The sequence below is a fragment of the Streptomyces barkulensis genome (assembly GCF_002843305.1).
Lineage (GTDB): Bacteria > Actinomycetota > Actinomycetes > Streptomycetales > Streptomycetaceae > Streptomyces > Streptomyces barkulensis.
This window is the reverse complement of record NZ_PGSG01000087.1, coordinates 96,305-123,196: the sequence shown is the minus strand read 5'-3', so window position 1 is coordinate 123,196 and position 26,892 is coordinate 96,305. Positions and strand designations below refer to the sequence as shown.

At 75.0% G+C, this 26,892-nt stretch carries 28 protein-coding genes; 17 read left to right on the top strand and 11 right to left on the bottom strand.

Annotation, left to right across the window (positions count from 1 at the left end):
- Window positions 1-11 precede the first annotated feature (11 nt).
- A complete protein-coding gene (locus tag CUT83_RS16195) occupies window positions 12-683 on the top strand; it encodes a uracil-DNA glycosylase (protein ID WP_101256600.1) in 672 nt (223 codons plus the stop codon).
- Window positions 684-753: 70 nt separating this feature from the next.
- Here CUT83_RS16195 and CUT83_RS16190 read toward each other — a convergent pair whose 3' ends face one another.
- Window positions 754-1,233 (bottom strand): DUF3224 domain-containing protein, encoded by a 480-nt coding sequence (locus tag CUT83_RS16190; RefSeq protein ID WP_101256540.1) that lies wholly within the window; start codon window positions 1,231-1,233, stop codon window positions 754-756.
- Between the two features lie 105 nt (window positions 1,234-1,338).
- Here CUT83_RS16190 and CUT83_RS16185 point away from each other — a divergent pair, with 105 nt between their 5' ends.
- Together CUT83_RS16185 and CUT83_RS16180 are read left to right on the top strand one after the other, a co-directional pair.
- The gene (locus CUT83_RS16185; protein WP_101256539.1) at window positions 1,339-2,412 is read left to right on the top strand and encodes a helix-turn-helix transcriptional regulator; all 1,074 of its coding nucleotides are present in this window, start codon (window positions 1,339-1,341) and stop codon (window positions 2,410-2,412) included.
- 92 nt (window positions 2,413-2,504) lie between these two features.
- Window positions 2,505-3,011 carry a hypothetical protein gene (locus CUT83_RS16180; protein ID WP_240958429.1) on the top strand — a complete coding sequence of 169 codons (507 nt, stop codon included), beginning with the start codon at window positions 2,505-2,507 and terminating at the stop codon, window positions 3,009-3,011.
- On the opposite strand, the gene CUT83_RS16175 is transcribed toward CUT83_RS16180, so the two are convergent.
- Window positions 2,999-3,463 carry a hypothetical protein gene (locus CUT83_RS16175; RefSeq protein WP_240958438.1) on the bottom strand — a complete coding sequence of 155 codons (465 nt, stop codon included), beginning with the start codon at window positions 3,461-3,463 and terminating at the stop codon, window positions 2,999-3,001. The two genes, CUT83_RS16180 and CUT83_RS16175, sit on opposite strands and share 13 nt — an antisense overlap.
- Window positions 3,464-3,864: 401 nt before the next feature.
- Here CUT83_RS16175 and CUT83_RS16170 point away from each other — a divergent pair, with 401 nt between their 5' ends.
- The gene (locus CUT83_RS16170) at window positions 3,865-4,770 is read left to right on the top strand and encodes a Gfo/Idh/MocA family protein (protein ID WP_101256538.1); all 906 of its coding nucleotides are present in this window, start codon (window positions 3,865-3,867) and stop codon (window positions 4,768-4,770) included.
- Here CUT83_RS16170 and lnt read toward each other — a convergent pair.
- Window positions 4,742-6,289 (bottom strand): apolipoprotein N-acyltransferase, encoded by a 1,548-nt coding sequence (gene lnt / locus CUT83_RS16165; protein WP_101256537.1) that lies wholly within the window; start codon window positions 6,287-6,289, stop codon window positions 4,742-4,744. The two genes, CUT83_RS16170 and lnt, sit on opposite strands and share 29 nt — an antisense overlap.
- A gap of 271 nt (window positions 6,290-6,560) precedes the next feature.
- Here lnt and CUT83_RS16160 point away from each other — a divergent pair, with 271 nt between their 5' ends.
- The 3 genes from CUT83_RS16160 to CUT83_RS16150 are packed head-to-tail and all read left to right on the top strand — an operon-like array spanning window position 6,561 to window position 10,776.
- Window positions 6,561-7,400, top strand: coding sequence for a universal stress protein (locus CUT83_RS16160; RefSeq protein ID WP_338104278.1), 840 nt, complete (start codon window positions 6,561-6,563; stop codon window positions 7,398-7,400).
- A gap of 38 nt (window positions 7,401-7,438) precedes the next feature.
- Window positions 7,439-8,293, top strand: a complete 855-nt coding sequence (locus tag CUT83_RS16155) for an HAD family hydrolase (protein ID WP_101256536.1) — start codon at window positions 7,439-7,441, stop codon at window positions 8,291-8,293.
- A 2-nt stretch (window positions 8,294-8,295) separates the two neighbouring features.
- Complete coding sequence (locus tag CUT83_RS16150; protein ID WP_439145005.1) at window positions 8,296-10,776, top strand: glycoside hydrolase family 65 protein; 2,481 nt, start codon at window positions 8,296-8,298, stop codon at window positions 10,774-10,776.
- 31 nt (window positions 10,777-10,807) lie between these two features.
- Here CUT83_RS16150 and CUT83_RS16145 read toward each other — a convergent pair whose 3' ends face one another.
- Window positions 10,808-11,140: a hypothetical protein gene (locus CUT83_RS16145; RefSeq protein ID WP_101256535.1), complete on the bottom strand. Its 333-nt coding sequence runs from the start codon at window positions 11,138-11,140 to the stop codon at window positions 10,808-10,810.
- A 137-nt stretch (window positions 11,141-11,277) separates the two neighbouring features.
- Window positions 11,278-12,276, bottom strand: coding sequence for a PP2C family protein-serine/threonine phosphatase (locus CUT83_RS16140; protein ID WP_101256595.1), 999 nt, complete (start codon window positions 12,274-12,276; stop codon window positions 11,278-11,280).
- A gap of 515 nt (window positions 12,277-12,791) precedes the next feature.
- Here CUT83_RS16140 and CUT83_RS16135 point away from each other — a divergent pair.
- A complete protein-coding gene (locus CUT83_RS16135) occupies window positions 12,792-13,919 on the top strand; it encodes a CapA family protein (protein ID WP_101256534.1) in 1,128 nt (375 codons plus the stop codon).
- A 49-nt stretch (window positions 13,920-13,968) separates the two neighbouring features.
- Here the strand turns inward: CUT83_RS16135 and CUT83_RS16130 are convergent, their stop codons facing one another.
- Entirely contained in the window at window positions 13,969-14,841 is an 873-nt protein-coding gene (locus CUT83_RS16130) for an undecaprenyl-diphosphate phosphatase (RefSeq protein WP_101256533.1), read from the bottom strand.
- Between the two features lie 52 nt (window positions 14,842-14,893).
- Window positions 14,894-15,730 (bottom strand): TVP38/TMEM64 family protein, encoded by an 837-nt coding sequence (locus CUT83_RS16125; protein WP_101256532.1) that lies wholly within the window; start codon window positions 15,728-15,730, stop codon window positions 14,894-14,896.
- 150 nt (window positions 15,731-15,880) lie between these two features.
- Between CUT83_RS16125 and CUT83_RS16120 the strand changes: the two genes are divergently transcribed.
- The gene (locus CUT83_RS16120; RefSeq protein ID WP_165869646.1) at window positions 15,881-16,795 is read left to right on the top strand and encodes a spermidine synthase; all 915 of its coding nucleotides are present in this window, start codon (window positions 15,881-15,883) and stop codon (window positions 16,793-16,795) included.
- On the opposite strand, the gene CUT83_RS16115 is transcribed toward CUT83_RS16120, so the two are convergent.
- From CUT83_RS16115 to CUT83_RS16105, 3 genes are all read right to left on the bottom strand, one after another.
- A complete protein-coding gene (locus CUT83_RS16115) occupies window positions 16,735-18,060 on the bottom strand; it encodes an MFS transporter (RefSeq protein ID WP_101256531.1) in 1,326 nt (441 codons plus the stop codon). The two genes, CUT83_RS16120 and CUT83_RS16115, sit on opposite strands and share 61 nt — an antisense overlap.
- On the bottom strand, window positions 18,057-19,094 hold the full coding sequence (locus CUT83_RS16110) for a DUF8017 domain-containing protein (RefSeq protein WP_101256530.1): 1,038 nt from the start codon (window positions 19,092-19,094) through the stop codon (window positions 18,057-18,059). Before CUT83_RS16110 ends, CUT83_RS16115 begins: the two co-directional genes overlap by 4 nt.
- A 114-nt stretch (window positions 19,095-19,208) precedes the next feature.
- A complete protein-coding gene (locus CUT83_RS16105; RefSeq protein ID WP_101256529.1) occupies window positions 19,209-19,757 on the bottom strand; it encodes a gamma carbonic anhydrase family protein in 549 nt (182 codons plus the stop codon).
- A 145-nt stretch (window positions 19,758-19,902) separates the two neighbouring features.
- On the opposite strand from CUT83_RS16105, the gene CUT83_RS16100 reads away from it, so the two are divergent.
- From CUT83_RS16100 to CUT83_RS16075, 6 genes are all read left to right on the top strand, one after another.
- On the top strand, window positions 19,903-20,799 hold the full coding sequence (locus CUT83_RS16100; RefSeq protein WP_101256528.1) for an acyltransferase: 897 nt from the start codon (window positions 19,903-19,905) through the stop codon (window positions 20,797-20,799).
- 169 nt (window positions 20,800-20,968) lie between these two features.
- Window positions 20,969-21,532 carry a YbaK/EbsC family protein gene (locus CUT83_RS16095; protein ID WP_101256527.1) on the top strand — a complete coding sequence of 188 codons (564 nt, stop codon included), beginning with the start codon at window positions 20,969-20,971 and terminating at the stop codon, window positions 21,530-21,532.
- 28 nt (window positions 21,533-21,560) lie between these two features.
- Window positions 21,561-21,932, top strand: coding sequence for a GvpU-like protein (locus CUT83_RS16090; protein WP_093848635.1), 372 nt, complete (start codon window positions 21,561-21,563; stop codon window positions 21,930-21,932).
- A 60-nt stretch (window positions 21,933-21,992) separates the two neighbouring features.
- Window positions 21,993-22,394, top strand: a complete 402-nt coding sequence (locus CUT83_RS16085; RefSeq protein ID WP_173915087.1) for an SRPBCC family protein — start codon at window positions 21,993-21,995, stop codon at window positions 22,392-22,394.
- A 218-nt stretch (window positions 22,395-22,612) separates the two neighbouring features.
- A complete protein-coding gene (locus tag CUT83_RS16080; RefSeq protein ID WP_101256526.1) occupies window positions 22,613-22,861 on the top strand; it encodes a WhiB family transcriptional regulator in 249 nt (82 codons plus the stop codon).
- Window positions 22,862-22,988: 127 nt separating this feature from the next.
- Window positions 22,989-23,996 (top strand): NADP-dependent oxidoreductase, encoded by a 1,008-nt coding sequence (locus CUT83_RS16075; protein WP_173915086.1) that lies wholly within the window; start codon window positions 22,989-22,991, stop codon window positions 23,994-23,996.
- A 61-nt stretch (window positions 23,997-24,057) separates the two neighbouring features.
- Here the strand turns inward: CUT83_RS16075 and CUT83_RS16070 are convergent, their stop codons facing one another.
- Entirely contained in the window at window positions 24,058-24,465 is a 408-nt protein-coding gene (locus CUT83_RS16070) for a CoA-binding protein (RefSeq protein WP_101256525.1), read from the bottom strand.
- Between the two features lie 61 nt (window positions 24,466-24,526).
- Between CUT83_RS16070 and CUT83_RS16065 the strand changes: the two genes are divergently transcribed.
- Window positions 24,527-25,180: a YigZ family protein gene (locus tag CUT83_RS16065; RefSeq protein ID WP_101256524.1), complete on the top strand. Its 654-nt coding sequence runs from the start codon at window positions 24,527-24,529 to the stop codon at window positions 25,178-25,180.
- A 310-nt stretch (window positions 25,181-25,490) separates the two neighbouring features.
- Window positions 25,491-26,816 carry a sugar transferase gene (locus tag CUT83_RS16060; protein WP_240958418.1) on the top strand — a complete coding sequence of 442 codons (1,326 nt, stop codon included), beginning with the start codon at window positions 25,491-25,493 and terminating at the stop codon, window positions 26,814-26,816.
- Window positions 26,817-26,892: the final 76 nt, after the last annotated feature.

Sequence of the window (26,892 nt, the reverse complement as noted above, 5' to 3'; positions counted from 1 at the left end):
ACGTGAACGCCATGCTGCCCGAGTCCTGGCAGAAGGTCCTCGGCGACGAGCTGGAGAAGCCCTACTTCAAGGAGCTCACCGAGTTCGTCGAGGAGGAGCGGGCACGGGGGCCGGTCTATCCGCCCCGGGAAGAGGTCTTCGCGGCGCTTGACGCCACCCCGTACGAGCAGGTCAAGGTCCTCGTCCTCGGGCAGGACCCGTACCACGGCGAGGGGCAGGGCCACGGGCTGGCGTTCTCGGTGCGGCCCGGGGTGCGGGTCCCGCCGTCCCTGCGGAACATCTACAAGGAGCTGCAGGCGGACCTGGGCTGCCCCGTCCCGGACAACGGCTATCTGATGCCCTGGGCGAAGCAGGGCGTGCTCCTGCTCAACGCGGTGCTGACGGTCCGGGCCGGGGAGGCCAACTCCCACAAGGGCAAGGGCTGGGAGAAGTTCACGGACGCGGTGATCCACGCCGTGGGCGCCCGCCCCGACCCGGCCGTCTTCGTGCTGTGGGGCAACTACGCGAAGAAGAAGCTGCCGCTGATCGACACCGACCGGCACACGGTGGTTCAGGGCGCGCACCCCTCGCCGCTGTCGGCGAAGAAGTTCTTCGGGTCGCGCCCCTTCAGCCAGATCGACGAGGCGATCGCGGCGCAGGGGCACACGCCGGTCGACTGGTGCATCCCCAACCTCGGCTCCTGAGCGGTTTCCCGGGCAGCCTGGAGACCCCGGACGGCCCGGACCGTCCGGCGGAGGGCGCGACGGGGCCGGCTCAGCCCAGCTCGTAGTCGAAGGCGTACACGACGGACGGCTCACCGTGCACGGCGGTGAAGCCGCCCGTCCCCCGCAGCCCGGCCAGCTCACCGGTGGCCGAGCCGGGCACCACCTCGAAGACGCAGCGCACGGTGCCCTTCTCGTCGAAGGTGCCGTGCTCGGCGAGCACGAAGGAGCCCGTGCGTCCGTCGAGAGCGCCGGAGACCAGCTCGTGGCCGGTGAAGCTCCCGGCGGAGCCGGGCTCCTTCCCGGGCTCCTTCGAGGTGTAGACGATGGTGTACGCGCACGAGGTCCCGGCGGCCTCGATGCCACCGGTGAAGTGGTTGGTGACGACGGCGGAGGCCAGCTTCGGGCCGCTCCCCGCGCTCGCGCCGTCACCGCCACCGTCACCGCGGCGGTCACCGCTGCCGCCGGCTTCGGCGAGGACCTTCTCCTGCCAGTCGGCGAAGGTGAAACTGCCGGTGGTGTGCGTGGTCATGGGGCTCCTCACAGGCGGTGGCGCGGGCCTTTCCCGCGCCGGCCGCCACCACTGTTCCGTCCGTACCTGACACCTCCTGTCAGGTACGGACGGCAGACTGCCGTCATGCGCGCCGACCGCCTCCTGCAGATGCTCCTGCTGCTCCAGAACCGGGGCCGGATGACCGCACCGGAACTCGCCGCCGAGCTGGAGGTCTCGGTCCGCACCGTCTACCGCGACGCCGAGGCGCTCATCGCCTCCGGCGTGCCGCTGACCGCCGGGCGGGGACCGGAGGGCGGCTACCGCCTGATGGAGGGCTACCGCACCCGGCTGACCGGCCTCACCGGCCAGGAGGCCGACTCCCTGTGGCTGGCCGGGATGCCGGACGCCGCGGCCGAACTGGGACTGGGCGCCGAACTGGCGACCGCCCAGCTCAAGTTGCGCGCCGCGCTCCCCGCCCGGCTCGCCGAGCGCACCCGGCGCGTCTCCGAGCGCTTCCACCTCGACGCCCCGGCCTGGTTCCGGGACGCCGATCCCGTACCGCACCTGGCGCACGTGGCCGAGGCCGTCTGGGAGCAGCGGACCCTGCGCGTGCGCTACCGCCGCTGGAGGGGCGAGGTGCGCCGCGAGCTGCATCCGCTCGGGCTCGTCGTCAAAGGCGGTGTCTGGTACCTCGTCGCACGGTCCGCTCCCGACCCGGACAGCGGTGACGGGGGTGACGGGGGTGACGGCGGTGACGGCGGTGACGGCGGTGACGGCGGTGACGGGGGCCGGCCGGAAGAGGACGTGCGTACCTACCGGGTCTCGCGCATCCTCGGCCTCGATGCGCCCGGCGAGCGCTTCGAGCGGCCCGCAGGCTTCGACCTCGCGGCGTACTGGGCCGAGGCCACGGGTCGTCTGGAGGCCGGCCGACTGCGGGGCGAGGCACTGCTGCGGCTCTCCCCGCGTGGCCTGCGGCTGCTGCCCATGCTGTTCGGTGCGGTGGGCGCGCGGGCGGTCCGGGAGGCGGAGGGGCCGGACGGCGACGGCTGGGTGCGGGTGCTTCTCCCCGTGGAGAGCACCGCTGTGGCGGTGGGGGACCTGCTCAGGCTCGGTACGGAGGCGGAGGTGCTCGGCCCGGCCGGGCTGCGCGCGGCGGTGGCGCGGGAGGTGGAGGCGCTGGCGGACAGGTACGGACGGGGCACCGGCGAGAGCGCCTGAGTGCCGCGGCCGCCCCCGGCGGTTAGCGTCGGGGGACGGCGTGGGAAGGACGCCCGCGCCGCCGGTACCGACACCACCACACAGGAGAGCCCGTGGCGGAGCATCGGCAGGAGACGGGAGCGGCGGGGGAGGAGGGGAGCGCGGCGGGCGAGCCGCTGCCGACCAGGATCGGCCAGGCGGTCATCCTGCACCGGGGCGGGGACCGGGAGGAGGCGCGCAACCGGCTGGCGCGCCTGTGGGAGGAGGCGGCCGAGGACGGCGACCCGTTCCACCGCTGCGCCATCGCCCACTATCTGGCCGGTGCCCAGGACGATCCCGCGGCCGGACTCGAGTGGGGCCGGCGCGCGCTGGCCGCCGCGAGGGCTCCGGCCGGGGACCGGGCGGCCGTGCGGGCCCTGCTCCCCTCGCTCCACCTGAGCCTGGCCGCCGCCCACGCCGGGCTCGGCGACCACACCGCCGCCCGGCACGAGCTGGCCCGGGCCCGCGGCGCGGTGCGGGAACTGCCCGACGACGCGTACGGCGTGGGCGTCAGAGCCGCCATCGGGGATCTGGCGCGGTGGCTGGCGGACGCCGCCGGGCCGCCCGCTCAGTCGCCGTAGACCTGCCGGCAGGTCCGGGCCGGTTCGCCGTCCGCGATCCAGCCGCCGTACGCCTCCCCGAGCCCGCACACGTCAGGGCCGGGCCGCCGGGCGGTGCTGCCGGAGGTGCGCCCGGGTCCGGCGGAGCCGGAGGGGAGCCGTTCGCCTTGCGGCAGGCGGGGCGCCGGACGCGCGGTGGGCCGGTGGGCGGAGGCCGAAGCGGAGGGCGGACCGGAGCGGGGCGGGGAGGAGGCACCGGGGCTCTCCGGGCCGTCCTCGACCCTGGCGAGGGCCTCCCGCGGCGGGCCGGGGGGCCGCGGCGGCTCGGCGTCCCGCCGCGGCAGGGCGGGGCCACTGGGTTGGGGAGGCGACCCGCTCTCCTGCGGCCGCTGGCCGCCCGTCACCGTGACGCACCCCGAGACGGCCGCCAGGGCGGCTCCGGTCAGGAGCAGGGCGCTTCTCACATGTCGCACCCGTCCCACTCTGCCGCATCGCACGGCCGCCGGGAACTCCCCGCGGGAGTGACGCAGGTGGCTCAGGTGCTTCATGTGGCCGATGTGACATGTGCGGCCTGTGCGGTCTGTGTGTCGGGCGGCCGGGCCCGCCGCAGGCGACCCAGCCGCCCAGCATGGCCGCGCACCGTGGACGTCGTACGCCGCTCCGGGCGGATCGGGCGGCTGACCATCTGGTCCTGCGCGGTCTCGACGGTCTCGACGGCATCGCCGACCGGGAGCCGCCGGGCACCGCGTATGCTGCCGGTCCGCGGGGAACACGGGGCGGCGGAGCGTCCGCGCCCTGAGCGGCCCGGGCGGCACCGGGCGGCGGCGGACCGCTCCGGGCGGCACCGGACGACGGCGAGACCAAGGGGGGTACCGTGAGGATCGCAGTGATCGGACTCGGCGACATCGCGCAGAAGGCGTATCTGCCGGTGCTCACCGCCCGGCCGGGCCTGGAGCTCCATCTGCACACCCGCACCCGCGCCACCCTGGAGCGGACGGCCGAGGCCCACCGGATCCCCGGCCCGCAGCGGCACACGGACCTCGACGGGCTGATCGCGGCCGGCCCCGACGCGGCCTTCGTCCACGCCCCGACGGCCGAACACCCCGCGATCGCCGCCCGGCTGCTGGAAGCCGGAGTGCCCACCTACGTCGACAAGCCGCTCGCCCACACCCTGGCCGAGTCCGAGAGCCTGGTGCGCCTGGCCGGCCGGCGGCGCGTCCCGCTCGCCGTCGGCTTCAACCGCCGCCACGCACCCGGCTACGTCCAGTGCCTGGACCACCCGCGCGACCTGATCCTGATGCAGAAGAACCGCGTCGGACTGGCGGCCGACCCGCGCGAGGTGGTCTACGACGACTTCATCCACGTCGTGGACACCCTCCGCTTCCTGCTGCCCGGGCCGGCCGGGCACATCGACGTCCGCGCCCGGGTCAGGGACGGGCTCCTGCACCACGTGGTGCTCCAGATGTCCGGCGACGGCTTCACCGCGATCGGCGTCATGAACCGCATGAGCGGCAGCGCCGAGGAGATCCTGGAGGTATCCGGGCGGGACGCCAGGCGCCAGGTGTTCAACCTCGCCGAGATCGTCGACCACAAGGGCCAGCCCAGCATCCGCCGCCGCGGGGACTGGGTGCCGGTGGCCCGCCAGCGTGGCATCGAGCAGACGGTCTCGGCCTTCCTCGACGCCGTGCGCGCCGGGCGGCACCTGGACGCCGAGGACGCCCTGCGCACCCACGAGCTGTGCGAACGGGTCGTCACCGCCGCGCTGGAGCAGGCCGGATAGCCCTCTTCCGCCTCCCGGGCCGCCGCCTGCCGTACCGCCCGCGCCGGAACCGGCGCACCGCCGCCACGGCCGCCGCCGACAGCAGCGAGCCCAGCGCGGCGGCGACGGCCCAGTCGCCGGACCGGACGTAGACGGTGGTGCCCGAGGCGAGCGGTACCTCGTGAACGGCGGCCCCGCTGCGTTCGGTGCCCAGCCGCCCGCCCACCGGCTCGCCGCGCGGGCCGTACACCGCGCTCACCCCCGTCAGCGTGGCGTGCACCATCGGCCGCCCGCTCTCCGCGGCCCGCAGCGCCGCCAGGGAGGCGTGCTGGGACGGCGCCCAGCTGTCCTGGAAGGTGGAGGTCGCCGACTGGGCGACGAGCAGCTCGGCGCCGTCGCGCGCCAGTGCCCGGCCCATGTCGGGGAAGGCCGACTCGAAGCACACCAGCGGACCGGTGCGCACCCCGAGGGTGTCCATCACCATCGGCGAGTCCCCGCGACGGCGGTCCTCCTCGGCCGCCTCGCCCACCGCCGTCGCCCAGCCCAGCAGGGAACGGGCCGGCACGTACTCGCCGAACGGCACCAGCCGCATCTTGTCGTAGCGCTCCCCGGTGGGCCCCCGCGGGCTCACCGCCACCGAGCTCTTGAAGATCCCCGGCCCGTCCGGGCGCCGGGCGTCCACGTTCACCAGCAGCGGCGCCCCGACGTGCGCGGACAGCGCCGCCAGCCGATCGCTCAGATCCGGGCGCTTCTCCAGGTCGTAACCGACGCTGCTCTCGCCCCACACCACCAGGTCCACGTCTCGGCCCGCCAGGCCGCGGGTCAGCCGCTCGCCGGTGTCGAAACGCGCCTCGGCCCCGTCGACCACGCCCGGCTGCACCACCGCGACACGGACCGTGCCCGACGGCCGCGGCAGCGGCGCCCACGCCCAGGCCGCGGCCGGGACCAGTACGCACACCGCCACCGCGGCCGCGGCGGCCCGCCGCGCGCCGGGCACCGCGACCAGCACCGCCAGCGCGGTGTTCGCCGCCACCACCCACACGGTGACCAGCCACACCCCGCCCAGCGAGGCCAGCCGCAGCGCGGGCGGCACCTGCCACTGGCCCGCCCCCAGCAGCGCCCACGGCCCGCCCAGGTACTCCCAGGAGCGCACCAGCTCGATCATCAGCCACGCCGAGGGCACCAGCACCACCGCCGCCACCGCCCGTCCCGGAGCCGGCGCACCCGCCAGGAGCCGCCGCGCCAGCCACCCCCACGGGGCCCACAGCAGCCCCATCAGGGCCGCCACCACCACGACGAAGGCGTGCAGGCTCGGCGCCAGCCAGTGGTGGGTGGCCAGCAGGAAACCGGTGCCGCCCAGCCAGCCCTCCACGGCGGCGCGCCGCCCGCTGTCCGCCGTACGCAGCAGCAGCAGCCACGGGACCAGCGCGGCGTAGGCCCACCACCACAGCGACGGCGCGGGAAAGGACAGGGCGGGCAGCGCGCCCGCCGCCGGCGCGAGCGCCCCGCGCCGCCATCCGGACCCCGCGGACACCCGCATGTCGTGCCTCCCTCGCCTCGGCCGGACCGGTGCGCGGACCCCACCGTGCCGGACGGCCGCACAGGGGGCCGGGCGGGGCCGCGCCGCGGGACGGGTGGCCGGGAACCGACCGCCGCGGGTTTCACCGGTCCGTATGCGGGTGACCGTTCCCGGGAACCGGCGGGTGAACCTGCGACCCGCCGGTTCCCGGGAACGGTCACCCGCCGGCCGGAATCGGAATGGGCGGCACGGGGACCGGGAAACCGCAGGAGGCAGGGACAAGGAGGTGGCGGTGGTGGAGCTTCCCCTGCTGGTGGGCGTCGACGGATCCGGACCCAGCCTGCTCGCGGTGGACTGGGCCGCGGACGCGGCGGTCCGGCACTCGGTACCGCTGTGTCTGGTCCACGGCGTCGAGGAGCGCGGGGAGGACGACCCGGAGCCGGAGGAGCTGATGTCCGCCGCGACCGAACGCGTCCGCCTGCGCGCCCCCGGCCTGCGGGTTACCACCGTCGTCCTCGACGAGGAGCCCGGAGCCGCGCTGGTCCACGCCGGCCGCAACGCGTTCGCCCTCGTCGTCGGCTCACGGGGCCGGGGCGGGATCGCGGGCCTGCTGCTGGGCTCGGTGGGGCTGGAGGCGGCCGGCCGGGCCGACTGCCCGGTGGTCGTCGTACGCGGCGGGGAGAACGCCCGCGCCGGCGGCCACGGCCGGGTCGTCCTGGGCGTCGGGGACAGGGTGGAGGGTTCGCCCGCCGCCCACTTCGCCTTCCGCGAGGCCGCCGCCCGGCACTGTGAACTGCACGCCGTACGGGCCTGGCGCCGGCCCGCCCACACGGCGGAGAACCATCCGCTGCTCCAGGGCAGTCCGGCCGGCGCCCGCCACCGGGAGGCGATGGACCACCTGGACGGCGCCCTGCGGGCCGCGGCCCGCGAGTACTCCGGGACGGACCTGCACCTGCACGCCGTGGAGGGCCCCACCCGCGCGGTGCTGCTGGAGGAGTCGCGCCGGGCGGATCTGCTGGTGATCGGCGCCCACCGCCGGCAGGGCCGCCTCGGCCTCCAGCTGGGGGTGGTCGACCACACCGTCATCCACCACGCCGACTGCCCCGTGGCCCTCGTACCGGAGCACATCTGACCCCGACCGCCCCGACGACCCCACTGGATGGAGCGACCATGCCGTCTGCCGCAGCCGCAGCCCGGGACCCGGAGGAGGCCGCCGGGCCGGCGCACCGCCTGGACGGCCTGAGGGCCGTGGTGTTCGACACCGACGGGGTGATCACCGACTCCGCCCGGGTCCACGCCGCGGCCTGGAAGGAGGCCTTCGACGACTGTCTGCGCGAGTGGCGCGAGCGCGGCGGCGGACAGCCTCAGGAGGGCCCCGGGGACCGGTTCCGCCCGTTCGACGTCCGGGAGGACTACCGGCGGTACGTCGACGGCAGATCCCGTCTGGACGGCGCCGCCGCCTTCCTCGCCTCCAGGGGGCTGGACCTGCCGCCGGGCGAGCCGGACGACCCACCCGGCAACGGCACCGTCCGGGCCGTCGCCGCCCGCAAGGAGCGGCTGTTCACCGCCGCCCTGCGGCAGGACGGCGTCCGGGCCTGGCCCGGCACCCTGCGGCTGCTGCGCGCCCTGCGCCGCGAAGGGGTGCCCATGGCGGTGATATCCGCCTCCCGGCACGCGAGGGAGCTGCTCTCCGGAGCGGGGGTAGTGGAGGTGTTCGACGCCGTGGTGGACGGACACGAGGCGGCCCGGCTGGGGCTGCCCGGCAAGCCGGACCCCGCGGTGTTCCTGGAGGCCGCCCGGCGGCTGGGAGCGGCTCCCGGGGAGGCGGCCGTCGTCGAGGACGCGCTCGCCGGTGTCGAGGCGGGCCGCCGGGGCGGCTTCGGGCTGGTCGTCGGAGTGGACCGGACGCACGGCCCCACCAGCGCGCGGGACCTGCGCGAGCACGGGGCCGACGTGGTCGTGACCGACCTGGCCGAACTGCTGCCGCCCGGCACCCGTACCGGCCGGCACGACGAGGAGGGCTGACAGTGGCGGAGGGGACCGTGGAGCGGTGGGAATGGGCCTACGAGGGCTACGAGCCGGGGGAGGAGCGGCTGCGCGAGGCCCTGTGCACCCTGGGCAACGGCTACTTCGCGACCCGGGGCGCGGCTCCCGAGACGGACGCCGGAGGACCCCACTACCCCGGCACATACGTGGCGGGCTGCTACAACCGGCTGGTGTCCACCGTGGGGGAGAGCGAGCCCAGGGACGTCGAGAACGAGGACATGGTCAACCTGCCCAACTGGCTGCCCCTGCGCTTCCGCGTCCTCGACGGCACCCCCGACGGTCCTTCCGACGGCGGCCCCGCGAACAGTCCCGCGAACAGTCCCGCGAACGGATCCGCCCCGCCCTGGTGGACTCCCGACGGGGACGGGCTGCTGGAGTACCGGCAGCGGCTGGAGCTCAGGCACGGCGTCCTGACCCGGACCCTGCGCCTCCAGGACGCCGCCGGCCGGCGGCTGCGCGTCGAGCAGCACCGGCTGGTCCACATGGGGCAGCCGCACCTGGCCGCACTGCGCACCGTCCTCACCGCGGAGAACTGGACCGGCACGCTCGAGGTCGAGTCCGCTCTCGACGGCGGCGTCGCCAACGAGGGCGTGGAACGCTACCGCGCCCTGAACGGCCGCCATCTGACCGGCCACAGCACCGGGTCGACCGAGCCGGACACCGTCTGGGTGCGCTGCCGCACCACGAACTCGGGGATCGGAGTGGCCCTGGCCGCCCGCACCCGCCTGGAGAGCGGTGAGGCCGTCTCGGCGCGCACCGACCTGGGCGGACTGCGGCCCGCACGGCGGCTGACCGTCGCGGTCCGGCCCGGGCGGCCCGTCACCGTCGTCAAGACCGTCGCCCTGCACACCTCGCACGACATCGCGGTCAGCGATCCCCTGCACGCCGCGCTGGAGGACATCGACTACGCGCCCGGCTTCCCCGACCTGCTCGACACCCACCGCGCCGCCTGGGACGAGCTGTGGCGGCACGCCGAACTCCAGGTACCGGGCGAGGCGGGCCGCATCCTGCGGGTGCACCTCTTCCACGTCCTGCAGACGCTCTCCCCCCACATCACCGACCTGGACGTCGGGGTCCCGGCGCGCGGGCTGCACGGAGAGGCCTACCGGGGGCACGTCTTCTGGGACGAACTGTTCGTGCTGCCCTACCTCAACGTCCACTTCCCCGAGGTCTCCCGCTCCCTGCTGGCCTACCGGCACCGGCGGCTGCCCGAGGCCGTCCGGGCCGCGCAGGACAACGGCTACGAGGGCGCGATGTTCCCCTGGCAGAGCGGCAGCGACGGGCGGGAGGAGACCCAGACCCTGCACCTGAACCCGCGCTCGGGCCGCTGGCTGCCAGACCACTCCCGCCTCCAGCACCACGTGGGCTCGGCGATCGCATACAACATCTGGCAGTACTGGCAGGCCAGCGGCGACATCGACTTCATGCACACCCGGGGCGCCGAGACGCTGCTGCGGATCGCCCAGTTCTGGGGGAGCGCCGCGCGGTACGACGCGGATCTGGGGCGCTACCGCATCCTCGGCGTGGTCGGCCCCGACGAGTACCACGAGGCCTACCCGGACGGGGAGCGGCCCGGCCTGGACGACAACGCCTACACCAACGTCACCGCCGCCTGGGTGCTCGGCCGGGCCCTGGAGACGCTCCGGACCGTCCCCGAACCGCTGTGCGAGGAGCTGTGCCTGAAATTCGCCCTGGACGGGGAGACGCTGGAACGCTGGGACGACATCTCCCGGCGGCTGAGGGTGCCCTTCCACGCGGGCGTCATCAGCCAGTTCGACGGCTACGGGGAGCTGGCCGAACTGGACTGGGAGGGCTACCGCCGCAAGTACGGGGACATCCGCCGGCTGGACCGGATCCTGGAGGCCGAGGGCGACACCGTCAACCGCTATCAGGCGTCCAAGCAGGCCGATGCGCTGATGCTCGGCTACCTGTTCCAGCCCGCCGAACTGGCGAGCCTGTTCGAGCGGCTCGGCCACACCCTCGACGACGAGCTGTGGCGGCGCACGGTCGACTACTACCTGCACCGCACCAGTCACGGCTCGACCCTCAGTTCCCTGGTCCACGGGTGGGTGCTGGCCCGGGTGCGGCGCCCCGACGCCTGGCGCTACGTCCAGGAGGCGCTGGTCAGCGACATCGCCGACATCCAGGGCGGCACGACGGCCGAGGGCATCCACCTGGGCGCCATGGCCGGGACGCTGGACCTCGTGCAGCGCGGACTGACCGGCCTGGAGACCCGGGGCGGCGCTCTGCGGCTGGACCCCGTGCCGCTCCCGGAACTGTCCCAGTTCTGCTTCACCATGCGCTACCGGCACCACTGGGGGGTGGGCGTGCGGATGCGCTCGGACGGGATGCGCGTCAGCCTGCCCGGATCGGCCGAGGGGCCCGTACGCCTGGTGCTGCCCGACCGGACCGTCACCATCGAACCCGGCGAGTCCGCCTGGCTGGACCTGGCCGACCGGTGACGGCCGGCCGGTGACGGCGGGCCGTCACCGCTCAGCCGGAGCCCGGCCCCCGCCGTCCGGGGCGGTGGCCCGGGCGGCGGCCGGCCCGGGCGGCCGTGCCCAGGAGCACGGCGGAGAGGAACACCAGCACGCCGACCACCGGATGCAGAACCATCAGCGCGGGAACCAGGAAGAGGCAGACGCCGATGAGCAGCCACAGGCGGGACGGTGTCGCCGGCCCGCCCGCCGCAGGCTCCGCCGCTTCGCGCTCCGTCTCGCCGAACCCCCGGAACAGGGCGGCGAGGCGGGCGTCACGCAGCAGCGCCCGTTCGGTCTCGTGCAGGATGCGCAGTTCACGGAGAGTGAGGCGACGGGATTCGTTCATGGTCTCGGTCCAGCTCGGTCGGTACGGACTGCGGTGATCGGTCGTCCGCCGAGTACCCCCTCCGAGCGGGTGAATCTTCCGGAATCCGGTGATCCGTCCGATGGCCGGGACGGTGATCCGGCCGGAGCCGGCCCGTCTCACCCCTCGCGGTACCGCAGGAGCAGCATCGCCGCGTCGTCCTGCAGCGGCCCGCCGACATGCGTCACCAGATCCCGGCACAGCGACTCCAGACCTATGTCCGGGTTCGTCTCCCGCAGCAGGAAGGCCCGCCGGACCAACGGGTAGAAGCGGTCGTCCGGATCGCGCGCCTCGGTCACACCGTCGGTGTACAGCAGCATCTGCTCGCCGGGTGCGAGCGACAGCCCGTAGGGCTCCGGGGGCTTGAGGTCGAAGCCCATGCCCAGGGGCGGCGCGGTCTCCGGCGGCTCGGCGAGATGGGCCGTCCCGTCCGCGCGGACGACCAGCGGCGAGGGGTGGCCGTGGTTGAGTACGGTCACCGAACGGTCCTCGTGCGTCTCGGCCAGGACGGCCGTGACGAACCGCTCCTGCGTCATGTGCCGGTTGACCGAACGCTCCAGCCGGGCGCTCACCGCCGCCAGGTCCGGCTCGTCGTACGCCGCCTCCCGGAACGCGGCCAGGACGACCGCCGCCGTCTCCACCGCCTCCAGCCCCTTGCCCTGGACGTCGCCCACGATCACCCGGACCCCCGAGGGCGAGTTGACCACCTCGTACAGGTCGCCCCCGATCCGGGCCTCGGCCACCGCGGAGGTGTAGGACACCGCGATCCGCAGGTGCCCCGCGGCCCGGGGCACCGGGCGCAGCAGCACCCGCTGGGCCACCTCGGCGATGGACCGCACGTTCGCCAGCTCGGCCTCGTGCCGCTGGCGGATGGCGGCCGCGACCAGCCCGGCCGCCGACACCCCGGCCACCGACAGCAGTGCCGTGTAGCCGCGCGTGGTCCACAGCAGGCCGTCGTAGAAGGCCAGGCAGAAGCACAGGGCCAGGGCCAGCAGCCCGATCAGCGCGGTGCGGCGCATACCGCCGACCAGGCTGGCGAAGGCGGGGCCGAGCGACAGCAGCGGCAGGAACCCCACGCCCGGGCCGGCCGTCACGTCCACCAGGGCGACGACGGTCATGGCTGCGAAGGGCAGCCCGGCCAGGAGTCGGTAGCTGTCGTCGTCGCGCTCGGCCAAGGTGAACTCCGGATTCGCTGCGGATGCCCCGCGGTTGTCTGCGAACAGCTTCCCAGGCCGGGGCGGCACGGAAAAGCGACCCGCGCGGTCGCACCGTTTCCCGCGCCCGCTCGTACGGGCGGAGCGGACCACCCCGGCGGCCCGGGCCGCCTCCGGCGACGGGCGGTGCCGCCCTCCCGGCGCCTGCCGCGCCGGCCCCGCGCCGCTCCTCACGCCCCCGCTCCGGCAGCCGCGCGATCCGTTCGCCCGCTCGGCGCAGCCGGGCGCCGCCCGAGGTGCCGCCCGCCCCGCCGTCGCCCACGCTGCCGGGAGAGGAGGACGGCGCGCCCGCCCCGAAGTGGCGTGCCGGGACGCACGGGAGGCGAAGGATGCGCCGGATCGCACCAGCGGGGACGGCAGCCGGACGGACCGCACGGCGGACGGCCGGACGTAAGGGAGAGGGCGAGGCGGGGCACCGGATGCGCGCGGGCCGCCGAATACACCTCGCGGCCACGGCCGCCGCCGTACTGGCGCTGGCCGCGCCCGCCTCGTGCACCGCGCCCGGCGGCGCCCCGGGGGAGGACCGGGCGGCACGGACGGACGGGGGCAGGCCGTTCACCGTGGTGGCGACCGGCGACATCATCCCGTACCCGTCGATCGTCGAGCAGGCCCGGCTGGACGCGGGCGGCGCCGGACACGACTTCACCCGCATCCTCGCGGGCGTCAAACCGGTGGTCGAACCCGCCGACATCGCGCTGTGCCACATGGAGACGCCCTACGGCGACGAGGACGGCCCCTTCACCGGCTATCCGCTCTTCCGCTCCCCGCCCCAGCTCGCGAAGGCCCTGCGGGCCACCGGCTACGACAGCTGCTCGACCGCCTCCAACCACAGCCTCGACGACGGCTTCGAGGGCGTGCGCCGCACCCTCGACGCGCTGGACGCGGCGGGAGTGCGGCACACGGGCACCGCCCGCGACGCGGCGGAGGCCGCCCGCCCGGCACTGCTGGAGGCGGGCGGCGCCCGCATCGCCCATCTGGCGTACACCTACGGCACCAACGGCATCCCGCTCCCCGAAGGCCGGCCGTGGGCGGTGAGCATGCTGGAACCGGAGCGCGTGCTCGCCGACGCCCGCGCCGCCCGCCGCGCCGGGGCCGACGTGGTGATCGTCAGCCTGCACTGGGGCACGGAGTGGCGGCAGGCGCCCGACGCGACGCAGAAGGAGCTGGCCCGCAGGCTCACTGCCGCGCGCACCGGCGGACGCCGGGACGTCGACCTGCTGGTCGGCACCCACAACCACGTCCCCCAGCCGTACGAGAAGGTGAACGGCACCTGGGTGGTCTACGGCCTGGGCGACCAGATCGCCAGCTTCGTCCCGGGGAACAAGCGCAGCGGCAACGAGGGCTCCATGGCCCGCTTCACCTTCACCCCCCGGGACGGCCGCTGGACCGTCACGGGGGCGGAGTTCCTGGTCGGCCACTCCGACATGGGCCCGCCCTTCCGCGTGGTGCGCGCCACCGGGGAGAACTTCCCCGGGGTGCACAGGCGGGTGCGGGAGGCGGTGCTGAGCCGGGGAGCGGCCGAGGACGGTCTGGCCGAGGGCCGGTGAGGCCGGGCGTCCCGGGCGTCCCGGGCGGCCGGTCGGACGCCCGCAGCCGTCAGCCCGCCGCCTCGCCCGCGTGCGGGGAGATCACCCCGGCCGCGACCAGGGCGAAGATCAGCAGGCCCAGCAGTATCCGGTAGACCACGAACGGCATGAAGCTCCTGGTGGAGATGAACTTCATGAACCAGGCGATGACCGCGTAGGCCACCAGGAAGGACAGCGTGGTCGCGAAGAGCGTCGGCGCCCAGGAGACGTGCCCCTGGCCGATCTCCGTCAGCTCGAACAGGCCGGAGGCGAGGACGGCCGGGATGGCCAGCAGGAAGGAGTACCGGGCGGCGGCCTCACGGGTGTAGCCCATGAACAGACCGCCGCTGATCGTCGCACCCGAGCGGGACACACCGGGGATCAGCGCCATCGCCTGGGCCATGCCGTACAGCAGGCCGTCGCGCACGGTCAGTCGCTCCAGCGGCTTGCGCTCGCGCACGGCGCGGTGGCGCCCGCCGGGGGCGTCGCGGGAGGCGAGCCGGTCGGCCAGGCCCAGGACGATGCCCAGCACGATCAGGGTCGTGGCGATCAGCCGCAGATCGCGGAAGGGCCCCTCGATGTAGTCCTTGAAGGTCAGGCCGAGGACGCCGATCGGGATGGAGCCGACGATCACCAGCCAGCCCAGCTTCGCGTCGTGCTCACGGCGCGCCTGCCTGTCGTACAGCGAGCGGAACCAGGCGGAGACGATCCGCGCGATGTCCTTGCGGAAGTAGATCAGCACCGCCGCCTCGGTGCCGATCTGGGTGACGGCGGTGAAGGCCGCGCCGGGGTCCTCCCAACCGGCGAAGACCGCGGTCAGCCGCAGATGGGCGCTGGAGGATATGGGAAGGAACTCGGTCAGCCCCTGGACGAGCCCGAGGATGAACGCTTCGAACCAAGACATGTCGGGGTGTGCTCGTCCCTATTTTGTGATCATCGGTCAGGTCGGGCAGATGCTATGGCCGGTCGGGAACGGGGAGGGAAACGGCGGGCGAACGTCGCGGGTTCGCGCGTACCGGGCCGGTGACCGCCCGGCCCTGCGCCTGGTCCGCGGCCTGGCCGGTGGGCCGGTCCGCGGCCGAGGCCGGCGCCCCGGACCCGCGCGGCCGGGCGCGCCTGCGCCAGGCGACGACCGCGGCGGCCATCCCGGGAACGGCGATGAAGGCGGACGCGACCAGGAAGACCGGCGAGGTCGGAGTGGAGGCCTGGCTGCCCGCCACGGCGTACGCGGCGGTGTTGGGCACACAGCCCAGCGCGGTGGCCGACAGAAAGGCGGACCAGCGCATCCGGCTGACGGAGGCGCCGTAGTTGGAGACGGCGAACGGGATTCCCGGCAGCACCCGCAGCACCAGCATCGAGCGGAAGCCCCGGCGGCTGAGCTGCCGGTCCCCGGCCGCCAGCCAGCGGCCGCGCAGCAGTGGGCGCAGGGCGTCCTGCCCCAGCAGCCGCCCCAGCCCGAAGGCCAGCCCGGCCCCCAGCACCGTCCCGGCCACCGCCGCCGCGGTGCCCAGGGCGGCGCCGAAGAGGGCGCCCGAGGCCAGGTTCAGCACCGGTCTGGGCACGAGGGCCGCGGTGCCCAGGCCGTACGCGAGGGCGAACAGCGCCAGCGCGCCGCCCCCGGTCAGCGGGGGGCGCCACCCCTGGGCGATCAGCTGCTGGGGCTCGTGGAGGGCCACCGTCGTGGCGGCGGCGGCCAGGAGCACGGCGAGGAGGGACAGACGGGACCACGGGGAGAACAGCACCGCGGAGCACCGGGCGGCGGGTCCGACGGGCCGGGGAGCGGGGACGGGCACCGGGCGAGCGTAACCGACGCGGGTGACATACGTCCCGGTCTGCCCGCTGTGAGGTCCGCGACCCGGGCCCGGCCGGGCGCCGTGCCCCGGCCGCGCCCGGGCGCCCCCACCCCGTCCCGCGGCCGGCCGGGACGACGGGACAATGGGGCGATGGACAAGGCAGCGCAGGGCCGGACGGCGGACGACCGGACGGCGGACGACCGGGCGGCAGGGGAGCCGGTGCCCGTACGCCGGACCGTGGACCAGGGCACCGCCCGGCTGCTGCCGGACGTGGACCGGCCGCGCGCCTGGCTGCTCACCGTCGACGACGCCCCCCAGTCGTACGTGGACCTCGGCGATCCGGCGCACCTGGAGTTCGAGTACGTGCGCCGGATCGCCCACGTCCTGGACTGCGCCGCAGCCCCGGACACGCCGCTGGACGTCCTCCACCTGGGCGGTGGGGCCATGACATTGCCGCGCTATCTGGCCGCCGCCCGCCCCGGCTCCCGCCAGGAGGTGGTGGACGCCGACCGGGCCCTGCTCGGCCTGGTCGCCGAGCACCTGCCGCTGCCGCCCGGCGGCGGCATCGTGGTGCGGGCCGAGGACGCCCTCACCGCGCTGCGGGGCAGGCCCCCCGCAGCGGCGGACGTCCTGGTCGCCGACGTCTTCGGCGGCTCCCGCGTCCCGGCCCACCTGACCACCCTGGCGTACGCCCGGGCCGCGGCCCGGGCGCTGCGGCCCGGCGGTGTCTACGTTGCCAACCTCGCCGACGCCGCGCCCTTCGGTTTCCTCCGCTCCCAGCTGGCCGGCTTCCGCACGGTCTTCGGCGAGGACCCCGGCCGGCTGTGCCTGATCGCCGAGCCCGCCGTGCTGCGCGGCCGCCGCTTCGGCAACACCGTGCTGGCCGCCTCCCGCGCCGGGCTGCCCGTGGAGCGGCTGGCGCGGCTGGCGGCGGGCGACCCGTTCCCCGCACGGGTGGTGCACGGGGCCGCGCTGGAGCGGCTGACCGGGAACGCGCGCCCGGTTCAGGAGAGCGAGGCGGCCGCCTCGCCCGAGCCGCCGGAGGGCTCCTTCACCGTCGGCTGAGAGCCGGCCGCCGCGGTCCCGTCCCGCCGGGTCAGGCCGCGCACCCCCGGTACGCACAGCACCGCGGCCGTCAGCGCCGCGACCAGCACCGAGCAGCCCCACAGCGCCGCCGGCCGGCCCACCAGCGACTCGACGGGGCCGGCCGCGGCCGTGGCCAGGGGCACCAGGGCGATCGACCCCAGCCAGTCGTAGGCCGAGACCCGGGAGAACTTCTCCTCGGGCACCTCCTGGTGCAGCGCCGTCATCCAGGACACCCCGAACACCTCGATGGCCACCCCGGTGGTGAACATCACCGCGGCCAGGCCCGCCGCGGGCAGGGGAACCGCCAGCGCCGCCGAGGGCAGTGCCAGGGGGAAGACGCACAGGGTGCCCGCGAGCATGATGCGGCGCGGCCGCCAGCGGGTCATGAGCACCCCGCCGCACACCGTGCCCGCGCCGAAGGCGGCCAGGGCCAGCCCCCACGGCCGGGCGCCGCCCAGGTGCTCCTCGGCGACCTGCGGCCCGTACACCGCCTCGGCCGCCGCGACCACCGCGTTGACCACCGCGAACTGCAGGACCACCGCCCACAGCCACGGCCGCCCCACCACCTCGCGCCAGCCGTCGCGCAGATCGCCGAGCAGGCCGCCGCCCGGCGCGCGCTCGGGCACTGCGCGCAGGTCGAGCAGGGCGCGCAGCGCCCCCGCGGCGGCGAACGCGGCGGCGTCGACCGCCAGCACCCAGCCGGGGCCGACCGCGGCGATCAGCGCGCCGCCGAGTGCCGCGCCGCCGATGGAGGCGCCGTTGACCCCCATCCGGAAGACGGCGAAGGCGCGTCCGGCCTGCTCGCCGCGGACACTGGCGAGCACCATCCCCTCGGCGGCCGGGGCGAAGAAGGCGTGGCCGGTGCCGCCCAGCGCCGACAGCAGCACCATCTGCCACAGTTCGGCGCTCCCGGTGATCACCAGCGCGGCGAAGACGCCCTGGGAGACGCAGTTGAGCGCGTTGGCCGCCACCATCACCCGGTGACGCGGCAGCCGGTCGGCGACGGCGCCGCCGACGAGCAGGAACAGCACCAGGGGGACGGTGCGGGCGGCGGCGACCAGGCCCACGTCGGTGCCGTCGCCGCCCAGGGCGAGCACGGCGAACGCGGCCGCGATCAGCGCACCGGAGTTGCCCAGCCCGGTGATCACGGCGGCGGCCGTCAGCAGCGTGTAGTCGCGGCCCGCCCAGGCGGGGCGGGACGGCCGCCGCCCCGCCCCGCCCCCGGCGGGCCCCTTGCCGGTCAGTCCTTCTCCGCGTACGGCCGCAGACTGCCGGTCATCTTGTCGATGGTCTCCTGGGACACCTCGTCATCGACCCCGGCGTCGGTGATCAGGAGCCAGATGCGCAGGTCGTTGCTGCCGTCGATCCAGGAGACGGTCACGACCCTGCCGTCGGAGTCGCACTTGTTCTCCTTCTTGACCCCGGTGGCCGTGGCGCTCGCTATGTGGCCGGTGATGCCGTGCTCGTTGGAGAACTTCTTCGCCTTGGTGAGCTTGACGGTGTCCTTCTGCTCGCCGTAGGCGAAGTAGACGAAGTTCTCCGCGGCGATCTCGGCGCCCTCGGCGGTGTTGCGGGAGCCCTGGCCGCCCTTGCTGCCGACGGTGGCCCGGGTGTACTTGCTGTTGCCGACCTTGCACCAGCCCTCCTTGTGGAAGGCCGGGGCGCTGAAGGCGACCTGGGGCCCGGAGAAGGGATCGTCCTCGTCCTTCTGCCCGTAGCCGATGATCGTCGTCTCCGTGCCGAGCTTCCAGTCGGCCGGCACGTCGAAGGCGTTGTGGTGCTTGGCGTTGGTGACGACCTTCCAGCCGGAGACCACCGGGTCCGGCTTCTTCGGGGCGACCCCGTCGCGCGGGTTGGTGGGATCGTCCCGCTCGGCCCCGGAGCCCTCGTCCTCGTCCGGCTCGGCGGTGGAGGGCTCGGGGCTCGGCGGGACACTGGCGCCGGGGCCCGCGGTCTTCTCGCCCTTGTCGTCGTCGGCGAGGACGAGGACGCCCGTCACCACGGCCGCGGCGATCACCGCGACGGCCGCGACGATGGCGATCGCCGCGTTCCGGCCCCTCTTCCCGCCCTTCCCGCCCTGCGGCGGCTGCGGTGCGCCGGGTGCGCCCGGCTGCCCCCACTGGCCGCCGGGCTGCCCCTGGTGACCCGGGCCCTGGTAGGGGTTCGGAGCCTGGTAACCCGGCGTCCGGTACGGGTTGGGCTGGTTTTGCCGGTTCTGCGGGCTGTGCGGGTCCTGCGGGTTCTGCTCGCCCCCGGGCGGCTGCTGTCCTGGCCACATGGCGAGAACACTAGAGCCGCCGCCGCGGCCGGACCACGGCCACCCCCGCTTCGGTACGCACCCGGTACACGGGAACTCGCGCGAGGGCCCTTGCACCGGGTGCCCGCCGAGGTCTCAGCCCTCGCCGTCATCCAGGACGACCAGCGTCTCCCGGTGCGTGCCGGCCAGCCCCCGGTACGCCGCGGCGTTGACGCGGATGCCCTCGCGCTCCTCCTCGGTCAGCTCCCGCCTGACGCGGGCCGGCACCCCGGCGACCAGGGAACCGGGCGGGACCTCCATGCCCTGCGGGACCAGGGCGTGGGCCGCCACCAGCGAACCGGCGCCCACCCGGGCCCCGTTGAGCACCGTCGCGCCCATTCCGACCAGGACCTCGTCCCCGATCGTGCAGCCGTGCAGCACCGCGTTGTGCCCCACCGAGACGCGCTCGCCCACGACCACGGGGAAGCCCGGGTCGGCGTGGACGGTGCAGTTGTCCTGCACGTTGCTGTCCCTGCCGAGGGTGATCGCGTCGCAGTCGCCGCGCAGCACCGCGTTGTACCAGACGCTCGCGCCGGGCCCCAGCGACACCTGGCCGACGACCACGGCCGTGGGGGCGACGTACGCCTCCGGATCGATCTCGGGCTCCCTGCCCACCACGCCCGCGATCATCGCCCGCCGTTCCATCCGTGCCTCTCCCGCCTGCCGTGCCGCGCACGGTCCGTGTACCGAGCGCCTTCTCCGACTCCAACGGCACCGTAAGGGATGGGTGGGGCGGGAATCACAGCACGGCGGGCGGTGCGCCGCCCGTCCGGGCGTCTACCGTGATCGGGTGCCCAAGAACAGGAACGTGTTCTCCTCCCTGCTGTCACGCGCGGCCTCCTCCCGTACGGCCTCCCGCGCCGTGCACGGGCTGTGGCGCCACGCGCAGCGGGCGGGCGCCGTCTCGGCCGAGCGCCCCGGGCCGTACGCCTTCCGCGGCATCGGGGAGGGCACCCGGCTGGCCTTCCCGCAGGGCACGCTGTTCGGCACCGAGTGGATCGAGCTGGGCGCGTGCTGCGTCATCGGCGCCGAGGTCACGCTGACCGCCGGGATGATGCCCGGCCTCGACCTCGGACCGGACACGGTGCTGAGGCTGGGCGACGGGGTGGTCCTGGGCCGGGGCAGCCATGTGGTGGCCGACGGGGCGGGGGCGGGCGTGACGATCGGGAACGACGTCTTCTGCGGCCCGTACGTCTACATCACCTCCACCAACCACTCCTACGACGACCCCCATCAGCCGATCGGCAGGCAGTGGCCGCGCTCGGCGCCGGTGGAGATCGGCGCGGGCAGCTGGCTGGGCACGGGAGCGGTGGTGCTGCCGGGCGCGCGGCTGGGGCGGAACACGGTGGTGGCGGCCGGTTCGGTCGTCCGCGGCGAGGTGCCCGACCACGCCGTGGTCGCGGGCGCGCCCGCGAAGGTCGTACGGCGCTGGGACCCGCGGGAGGGCTGGCTGCCTCCGCTGCGCACCCCGCCGCCGGTGCCGGTGCCCGAGGGCGTCACCCCCGGGCAGCTTGCGGCACTGGCCGGCCTGGAGATCCCCGAACCGGGGACCGCTGGGGCGGAGACGGCCGGGCCGGAGGCGGCCGGGGCGGAAGCGGGCGGACTGGAGGGGACGGCCGGCCACGGAACCGTTCCGTCCCCGCCCGCCGACCGGAGAGGAAGCACCGACGGGATGCGTACGCCATGAGCAACCGGACCCTGCGCCTGCTGCTGCTCTTCGCCGTCGCCCTGCACGGCCTGGCACTGCTGCTGTACGTCGCCCGCAACCACTGGCTCTGACCCTCGCCGCCCAGCCCGCCCCGCCCCCGAGTCCGCCCCGCGCGGAGGACGCCCGGGCGGCTGCTAGCGTGCACGCCATGCGCGCCCCCATCGGGAACTTCACCGACGCCTGGCCGGTCACCGACAAGCTCGACCTGCTGGCCCCGCCGGTCGCCGCCGCGCTGCGCGGCCCCGTGCCGGCCGACGGGATCGTCTACGTGGACAGCGACCCGGACGACGCCGACACCGCCCGCTTCGGCGAGGTCCACGGCATCCCGCCCGAGCAGTCCGCCAACTGCGTGGTCGTCGCGGCCCGCCGCGGCCAGGAGACCACCCTGGCCGCCTGCGTCGTCCTCGCCCACACCCGTGCCGACGTCAATCGCACCGTCCGGCGCGAACTGGGCGCCCGCAAGGCCTCGTTCGCGCCCATGGAGACGGCCGTAGGCGAGTCCGGCATGGAGTACGGCGGCATCACCCCGGTCGGCCTGCCCCCCGGCTGGCCCCTGCTGGTGGACGCGGCGGTCGCCGACACCCCGTACGCCGTCGTCGGATCCGGGCGCCGCCGCGGCAAACTGCTGGTGCCCGGTAAGGCCCTGGCCGGACTGCCCGGAGCGCGAGTGCTCGGTGGTCTGGGCCTCCATGCCACCCGCACCGGCGACTGATCACCGCCGCGGACGCTACTCTGCCCGCATGTCTAACCACGATGACCTGCTCGTCTCCATCGCCGAGAAGGTGGAGTCCGAGCGGAGCAACCAGATGCCCCTCACCGTGGTGGTCCCCGGCGCGGTCATCACCGGCAGGCTGGCGCCCGAGGCCGTCTGGAAGGCGCGGGTCGCCGAGGTCCTGCGGGACTCCGAGCGCCTGAAGCCGTTCGCCGAGCTGTTCGGGTCGTCCGGGGAGGACGACCGGCACGGCGGTGGCAGGCCCACCCATCTGCACCTGCACGTCGCACGCATCCTCCAGGGAAGCTACGGTCTCCCCGACACCGGCGGCATGTACCGCGTCGCCATCGGCGAGGTGAGCAGTTGGACTCTGGGGGAACTCAGCTACTCCGACGGGTGAGGGGAGCGGCCCGGCACATGCCGTGCCCGGCCGTCCCTCCATGACGAGGAGCCGGCCGGTATGGCACGGATGACACTGCGGGCGACCGGGCGGGCCCCGGCCGAGGACGTGTGGGAACGTTACGCGCGTCCGGGGCTGTGGCCCACCTGGTCCCCGCAGATCCGGTCCGTGCGCGTGCGCGGCGACCGCATCGAGCCCGGGATGGAGGGCGAGGTCGTCTCGCTGCCGGGAGTGCCGGTCGCCTTCGCGGTCGAGGAGGTCAGCGAGGCGCGGCGGCGGTGGACCTGGCGGGTGAGGACCGGTCCCGTACGGATGCGCCTGCACCACGCGGTCGTCGTCCTGCCCGACGGGCGGACCGGCACCGAGCTGCGCATGGAGGGGCCGCTTCCGGCGCTCGTCCTCTACGCGGGTCCGGCCCGGCTCGCCCTGCGCCGTCTGGTGAGGGCCCGGTCCGGAGCATGACCTTCGCCGGAAACCAGAACATCCCTTTATATTTGAATATCAACGCCCCTGCCGGGCTCCGCGGCGCACCAGTGTGCCGCGGGGATCTTCGGGCTGCCCGCCCGCGGGCCGCCCCGATCCCTCGGAGGTTCCGGTGAGCGTTCCCGACTTCTTCCCCTTCCGCGCGTGCCGGGCGGTTTCCCGGCGGCCGTCCCGTCCCCCGCGACCGCTGCGCTGACATGGGCTGGCGTGAGTCCGCGGCATGCCGCGGCGAGGATCCCGAACTCTTCTTCCCCCTCGGCGACGGCGGCCCGGCCGAGCGGCAGACGGCCCGGGCCCGGGCCGTCTGCCTCGGCTGCCCCGTCATGTACCAGTGCAGGGACTGGGCCGTCAGGCACGGCGAGACCGAGGGGGTGTGGGGCGGCACCACCGCGGCCGAGCGGCGGCTGATCAGGCGCCGCTTCGTGGGCCGGCTGCCCGACGGCTGACCACTGACGGCCGGGACCGCTCCGGGCCGCTCCGGGTCCACTCCGGGCCGAATGTGCCGCAGATCACATCGACCTCGTACCTACCGGTCGGTACGGTGCAGGGAGTCTTGATCGAGCAGGAGGCCCCATGCCAGCGACCAACCGTCAGATCCGCCTGGCGGCCCGCCCCACCGGAGAGGTGAAGCCCGAGGACTGGGAGCACCGCTCGGTGCCCGTGGAGGATCCCGGGCCGGGCCGCTTCGCGGGCCGCACCCGTGTCATCTCGCTGGACCCCGCCATGCGGGGATGGCTCGACGACCGTCCCTCCTACCTGCCGCCCGTCGGCATCGGCGAGGTGATGCGCGCGGGATCGGTCGTCGAGGTCACCGCGTCCGACCACCCCGACTACCGGCCCGGCGACCATGTGGTGGGCACGTTCGGAGTCCAGGAGTACGTCGTCTCCGACGGCAGGGGCGCGATGAAGGTCGACACCGCGCTCGCCCCGCCCTCGACATACCTGGGCGCGCTGGGCATGCCCGGCATGACGGCGTACTTCGGCCTGCTGGACGTCGGGGCGCTCAAGGAGGGCGAGACCGTGGTGGTCTCCGGCGCCGCGGGCGCGGTGGGCACCATCGCCGGGCAGATCGCCAAGGCGAAGGGCTGCCGGGTCGTGGGCATCGCCGGAGGGCCGCACAAGTGCGCGATGCTCACCGGTGAGCTGGGCTTCGACGCGGCGATCGACTACCGGGCGCAGGACGTGCGCAAGGCGCTGCGCGAGTACGCGCCGGACGGCATCGACGTCTACTTCGACAACGTCGGAGGTGACATCCTGGACGCCGCGCTCGCCCGGCTGGCGATGCACGCCCGCGTGGTGATCTGCGGCGCGATCAGCCAGTACAACAACGCCACTCCGGTCAAGGGCCCGTCCAACTACCTGTCCCTGCTGGTCCGCCGGGCCCGGATGGAGGGCTTCGTGGTCTTCGACTACGCCAAGCGCTACGGGCAGGCCGCGCAGGAGATCGCCGGCTGGATCGGCGAGGGCCGCGTCAAGGTCAAGGAGCACGTGGTCAAGGGGACCGTGGACGACTTCCCCGAGACGCTGCGGATGCTCTTCCGGGGGGAGAACGTCGGCAAGCTGGTGCTGGAACTGCCCTGACTCCGCGCGGAGCGGGCGTCCCGACCGCCGTCCGGCGGTCGGGACACCCGCTCTCGGGCGCTCAGCCCAGGCGCGGGATCTCGATGGCCGGGCAGCGGTCCATCACCATCTCCAGGCCCGCCGCGCGGGTCCGCTCACAGGCCGCCTCGTCGACCACGCCGAGCTGGAACCAGACGGCCTTCGCCCCGACCGCCACCGCCTCGTCCGCGACGCCGCCCGCCAGCGCGGAGTTGACGAACACGTCCACGACGTCGACGGGGAAGGGGATCTCGGCCAGGGAGGCGTAGCCCCGCTCGCCGTGCACTGTCTCCGCCTTGGGGTGGACGGGCACGATCCGCTTGCCGAACCGCTGGAGCGTGGCGGCCACGCCCCAGGCCGCGCGGTCGCGGTTGGACGACAGGCCGACCACCGCCCAGGTGTCGCCGGCCTCGGTCAGAATCCTGCGGACTGTCTCCGAATCTCCGTACATGCCCCTGCCAACCGGCGGCCCGGCCGGGCCATTCCCCGGGGCGGACCGTAGGGTGGGCCGAATGCGGGAGCAGTATGTGACGGTCGCGGGCGAGGGCGTGCACGAGACCGAGGTGAACAGGTCGCGCTTCATCTGCGCGCTCGCGCCCGCCGCCACCGAGGAGGAGGCGCGGGCGTTCGTCGCCCGGGTGCGCGAGCGGCACGCGGACGCCACCCACAACTGCTGGGCCTACGTCATCGGCGCCGACGCCGGTGTGCAGAAGGCGAGCGACGACGGGGAGCCCGGCGGCACGGCCGGCGTGCCCATGCTCCAGATGCTGCTGCGCCGCGAGGTCCGCTACGCCGTCGCGGTCGTCACCCGCTACTTCGGCGGGGTGAAGCTGGGCGCCGGCGGGCTGATCCGGGCCTACGGCGGTGCGGTCGGCGAGGCCCTCGACGCGCTGGGCACCGTCACCCGGCGGCGGATGCGGCTGGTCACGGTCACGGTGGACCATCAGAGGGCGGGCCGGGTCGAGAACGAGCTGCGCACCGGCGGCCGGGATGTGCGCGGCGTGCACTACGGCGCCGAGGTCGCCATCGAGGTGGGGCTGCCCGAGGCCGAGGTCGCCGCCTTCCGCTCCTGGCTCGCCGACGCCACCGCGGGCACCGCCCGGCTGGAGCTGGGCGGCGAGGCGTACGGGGCCGGGCGGGGAACACGACCGGACACCCGCGGGTGATCTCCGGGCGCCATGTGAACCCGAAGCCGCGGATATCGACAACTTAGGTAAACAGCCGCGGAAATCGGCAAGTGTGTTCTAGTCTTCACACTCAGTACGGAGGCGAATGCAAAGCTGGCACCAGCCGGCCGAGCGGGGGAAGGGGACGCCGACCGAGTAGGGGGGCAGGGCCTTGTTCGAGGCTGCCGGAACGCGGGTCGCCGAAGCGCCCGCGCACTTAACCGAGCCGTTGCGCGTTCGCGCGCGGGACGGGAAGCGCAGGACGAGGGAGAGACCGGGGGCCGGCCGGCGCATTCCACCGGCTCTGGCGGTGGACCTGCTCGGCGCCGCGCTGCCGGCCGGTGCGCTGGGCGCCGCGGGGGGAGGGCCGGGCCCGCTGCCGGCCGCCGCGGTCGTCGGCGCCGCGTGGCCGCTGATCGCGGCGCTGAGGGGGCGCTACGCGGCACAGGAGGCGGGGGAGAGCGGAGCCGTGCTGCCGGTGTTCCGCGACTGGCTGGCGATGCTGGGCCTGCTCGCCGCGGTGTGCGTGGCGGCGCGGCTGGAGGTGTCGGCCGGAGCGTGGCTGCCCGCGCTCCTTCCCTGCCTGGCGCTGACCGCCGCCCACCGCAGACTGGCCTACCGGCGCACCCTGGCACGGCGGCGCCGGGCGCGGGGGCTGCGGCGGGTGCTGGTGGTGGGGGAGGCGGGGGCCGCGGACGGTCTGACGGCCCGGATGGGTGTCCGTACCGACGGCGAGTACGTGGTGGTCGGCGGCTGTGTGCCCGGGGGGCCCGGGGACGCCGGGAAGGCCGAGGGAACGGTGGGCACCGCCACCGTCCTCGAACGCGCGGCGGAACTCGACGCCGACACGGTCTTCGCCGTCCCCGGACGGTGGACGACGGCCGAGGGGCTGCGCCGGCTGGCCTGGGCCCTGCACGACGACGGCCGGAGTCTGGCCGTCGTGCCCGGCCTCGTCGACGTCTCGCGGCGCAGGCTGCGGCTGACCCGGGCCGCGGGGATGACCGTGCTCCATGTGGAGCCGGCGCCCCGGCGGGGACTGCCGGTACTGCTCAAGCGGATCACCGACCGGGTGGGCGCGCTGCTGCTGGCCGTGGTGCTCTCGCCCGTCCTGCTGGGCGTGGCGGCGGCGGTGCGTCTGTCGTCGCCGGGGCCGGTGATCTACCGGCAGCTCCGCGTCGGACAGGGGCGGCGGCCGTTTCCGATGTGGAAGTTCCGCACGATGGTGGAGGCCGCCGACCGGATGCGCCCGGCGCTGGAGGCGGCGAACGAGCACGACGGGGCGATGTTCAAGATCCGCGAGGACCCCCGGGTCACCCGGCTGGGCCGCTTTCTGCGCCACTACTCCCTGGACGAGCTGCCCCAGCTGTTCAACGTGCTGGCCGGCCACATGTCGCTGGTGGGACCGCGCCCGCCGCTGCCCGAGGAGGTGGAGCGCTATGACGACACCGAGCTGCGCAGACTGTCGGTCAAGCCGGGGATCACGGGGCTGTGGCAGGTCAGCGGACGGTCCGACCTGTCGTGGGACGAGACCGTCGCGCTCGATCTGAGGTACGTGGACAACTGGTCCTACGCCGGGGACTTCGGTGTCCTGGCCCGCACCTTCCGCGCCGTGGTGAGCGCCCGTGGCGCGTACTAGGGCGCGCGCCTGGCGCCGCCCCGCGGACGGGACTTCCGCGACACGCCCCGGGAACGGCCGGGCGGACGCCGGGGCG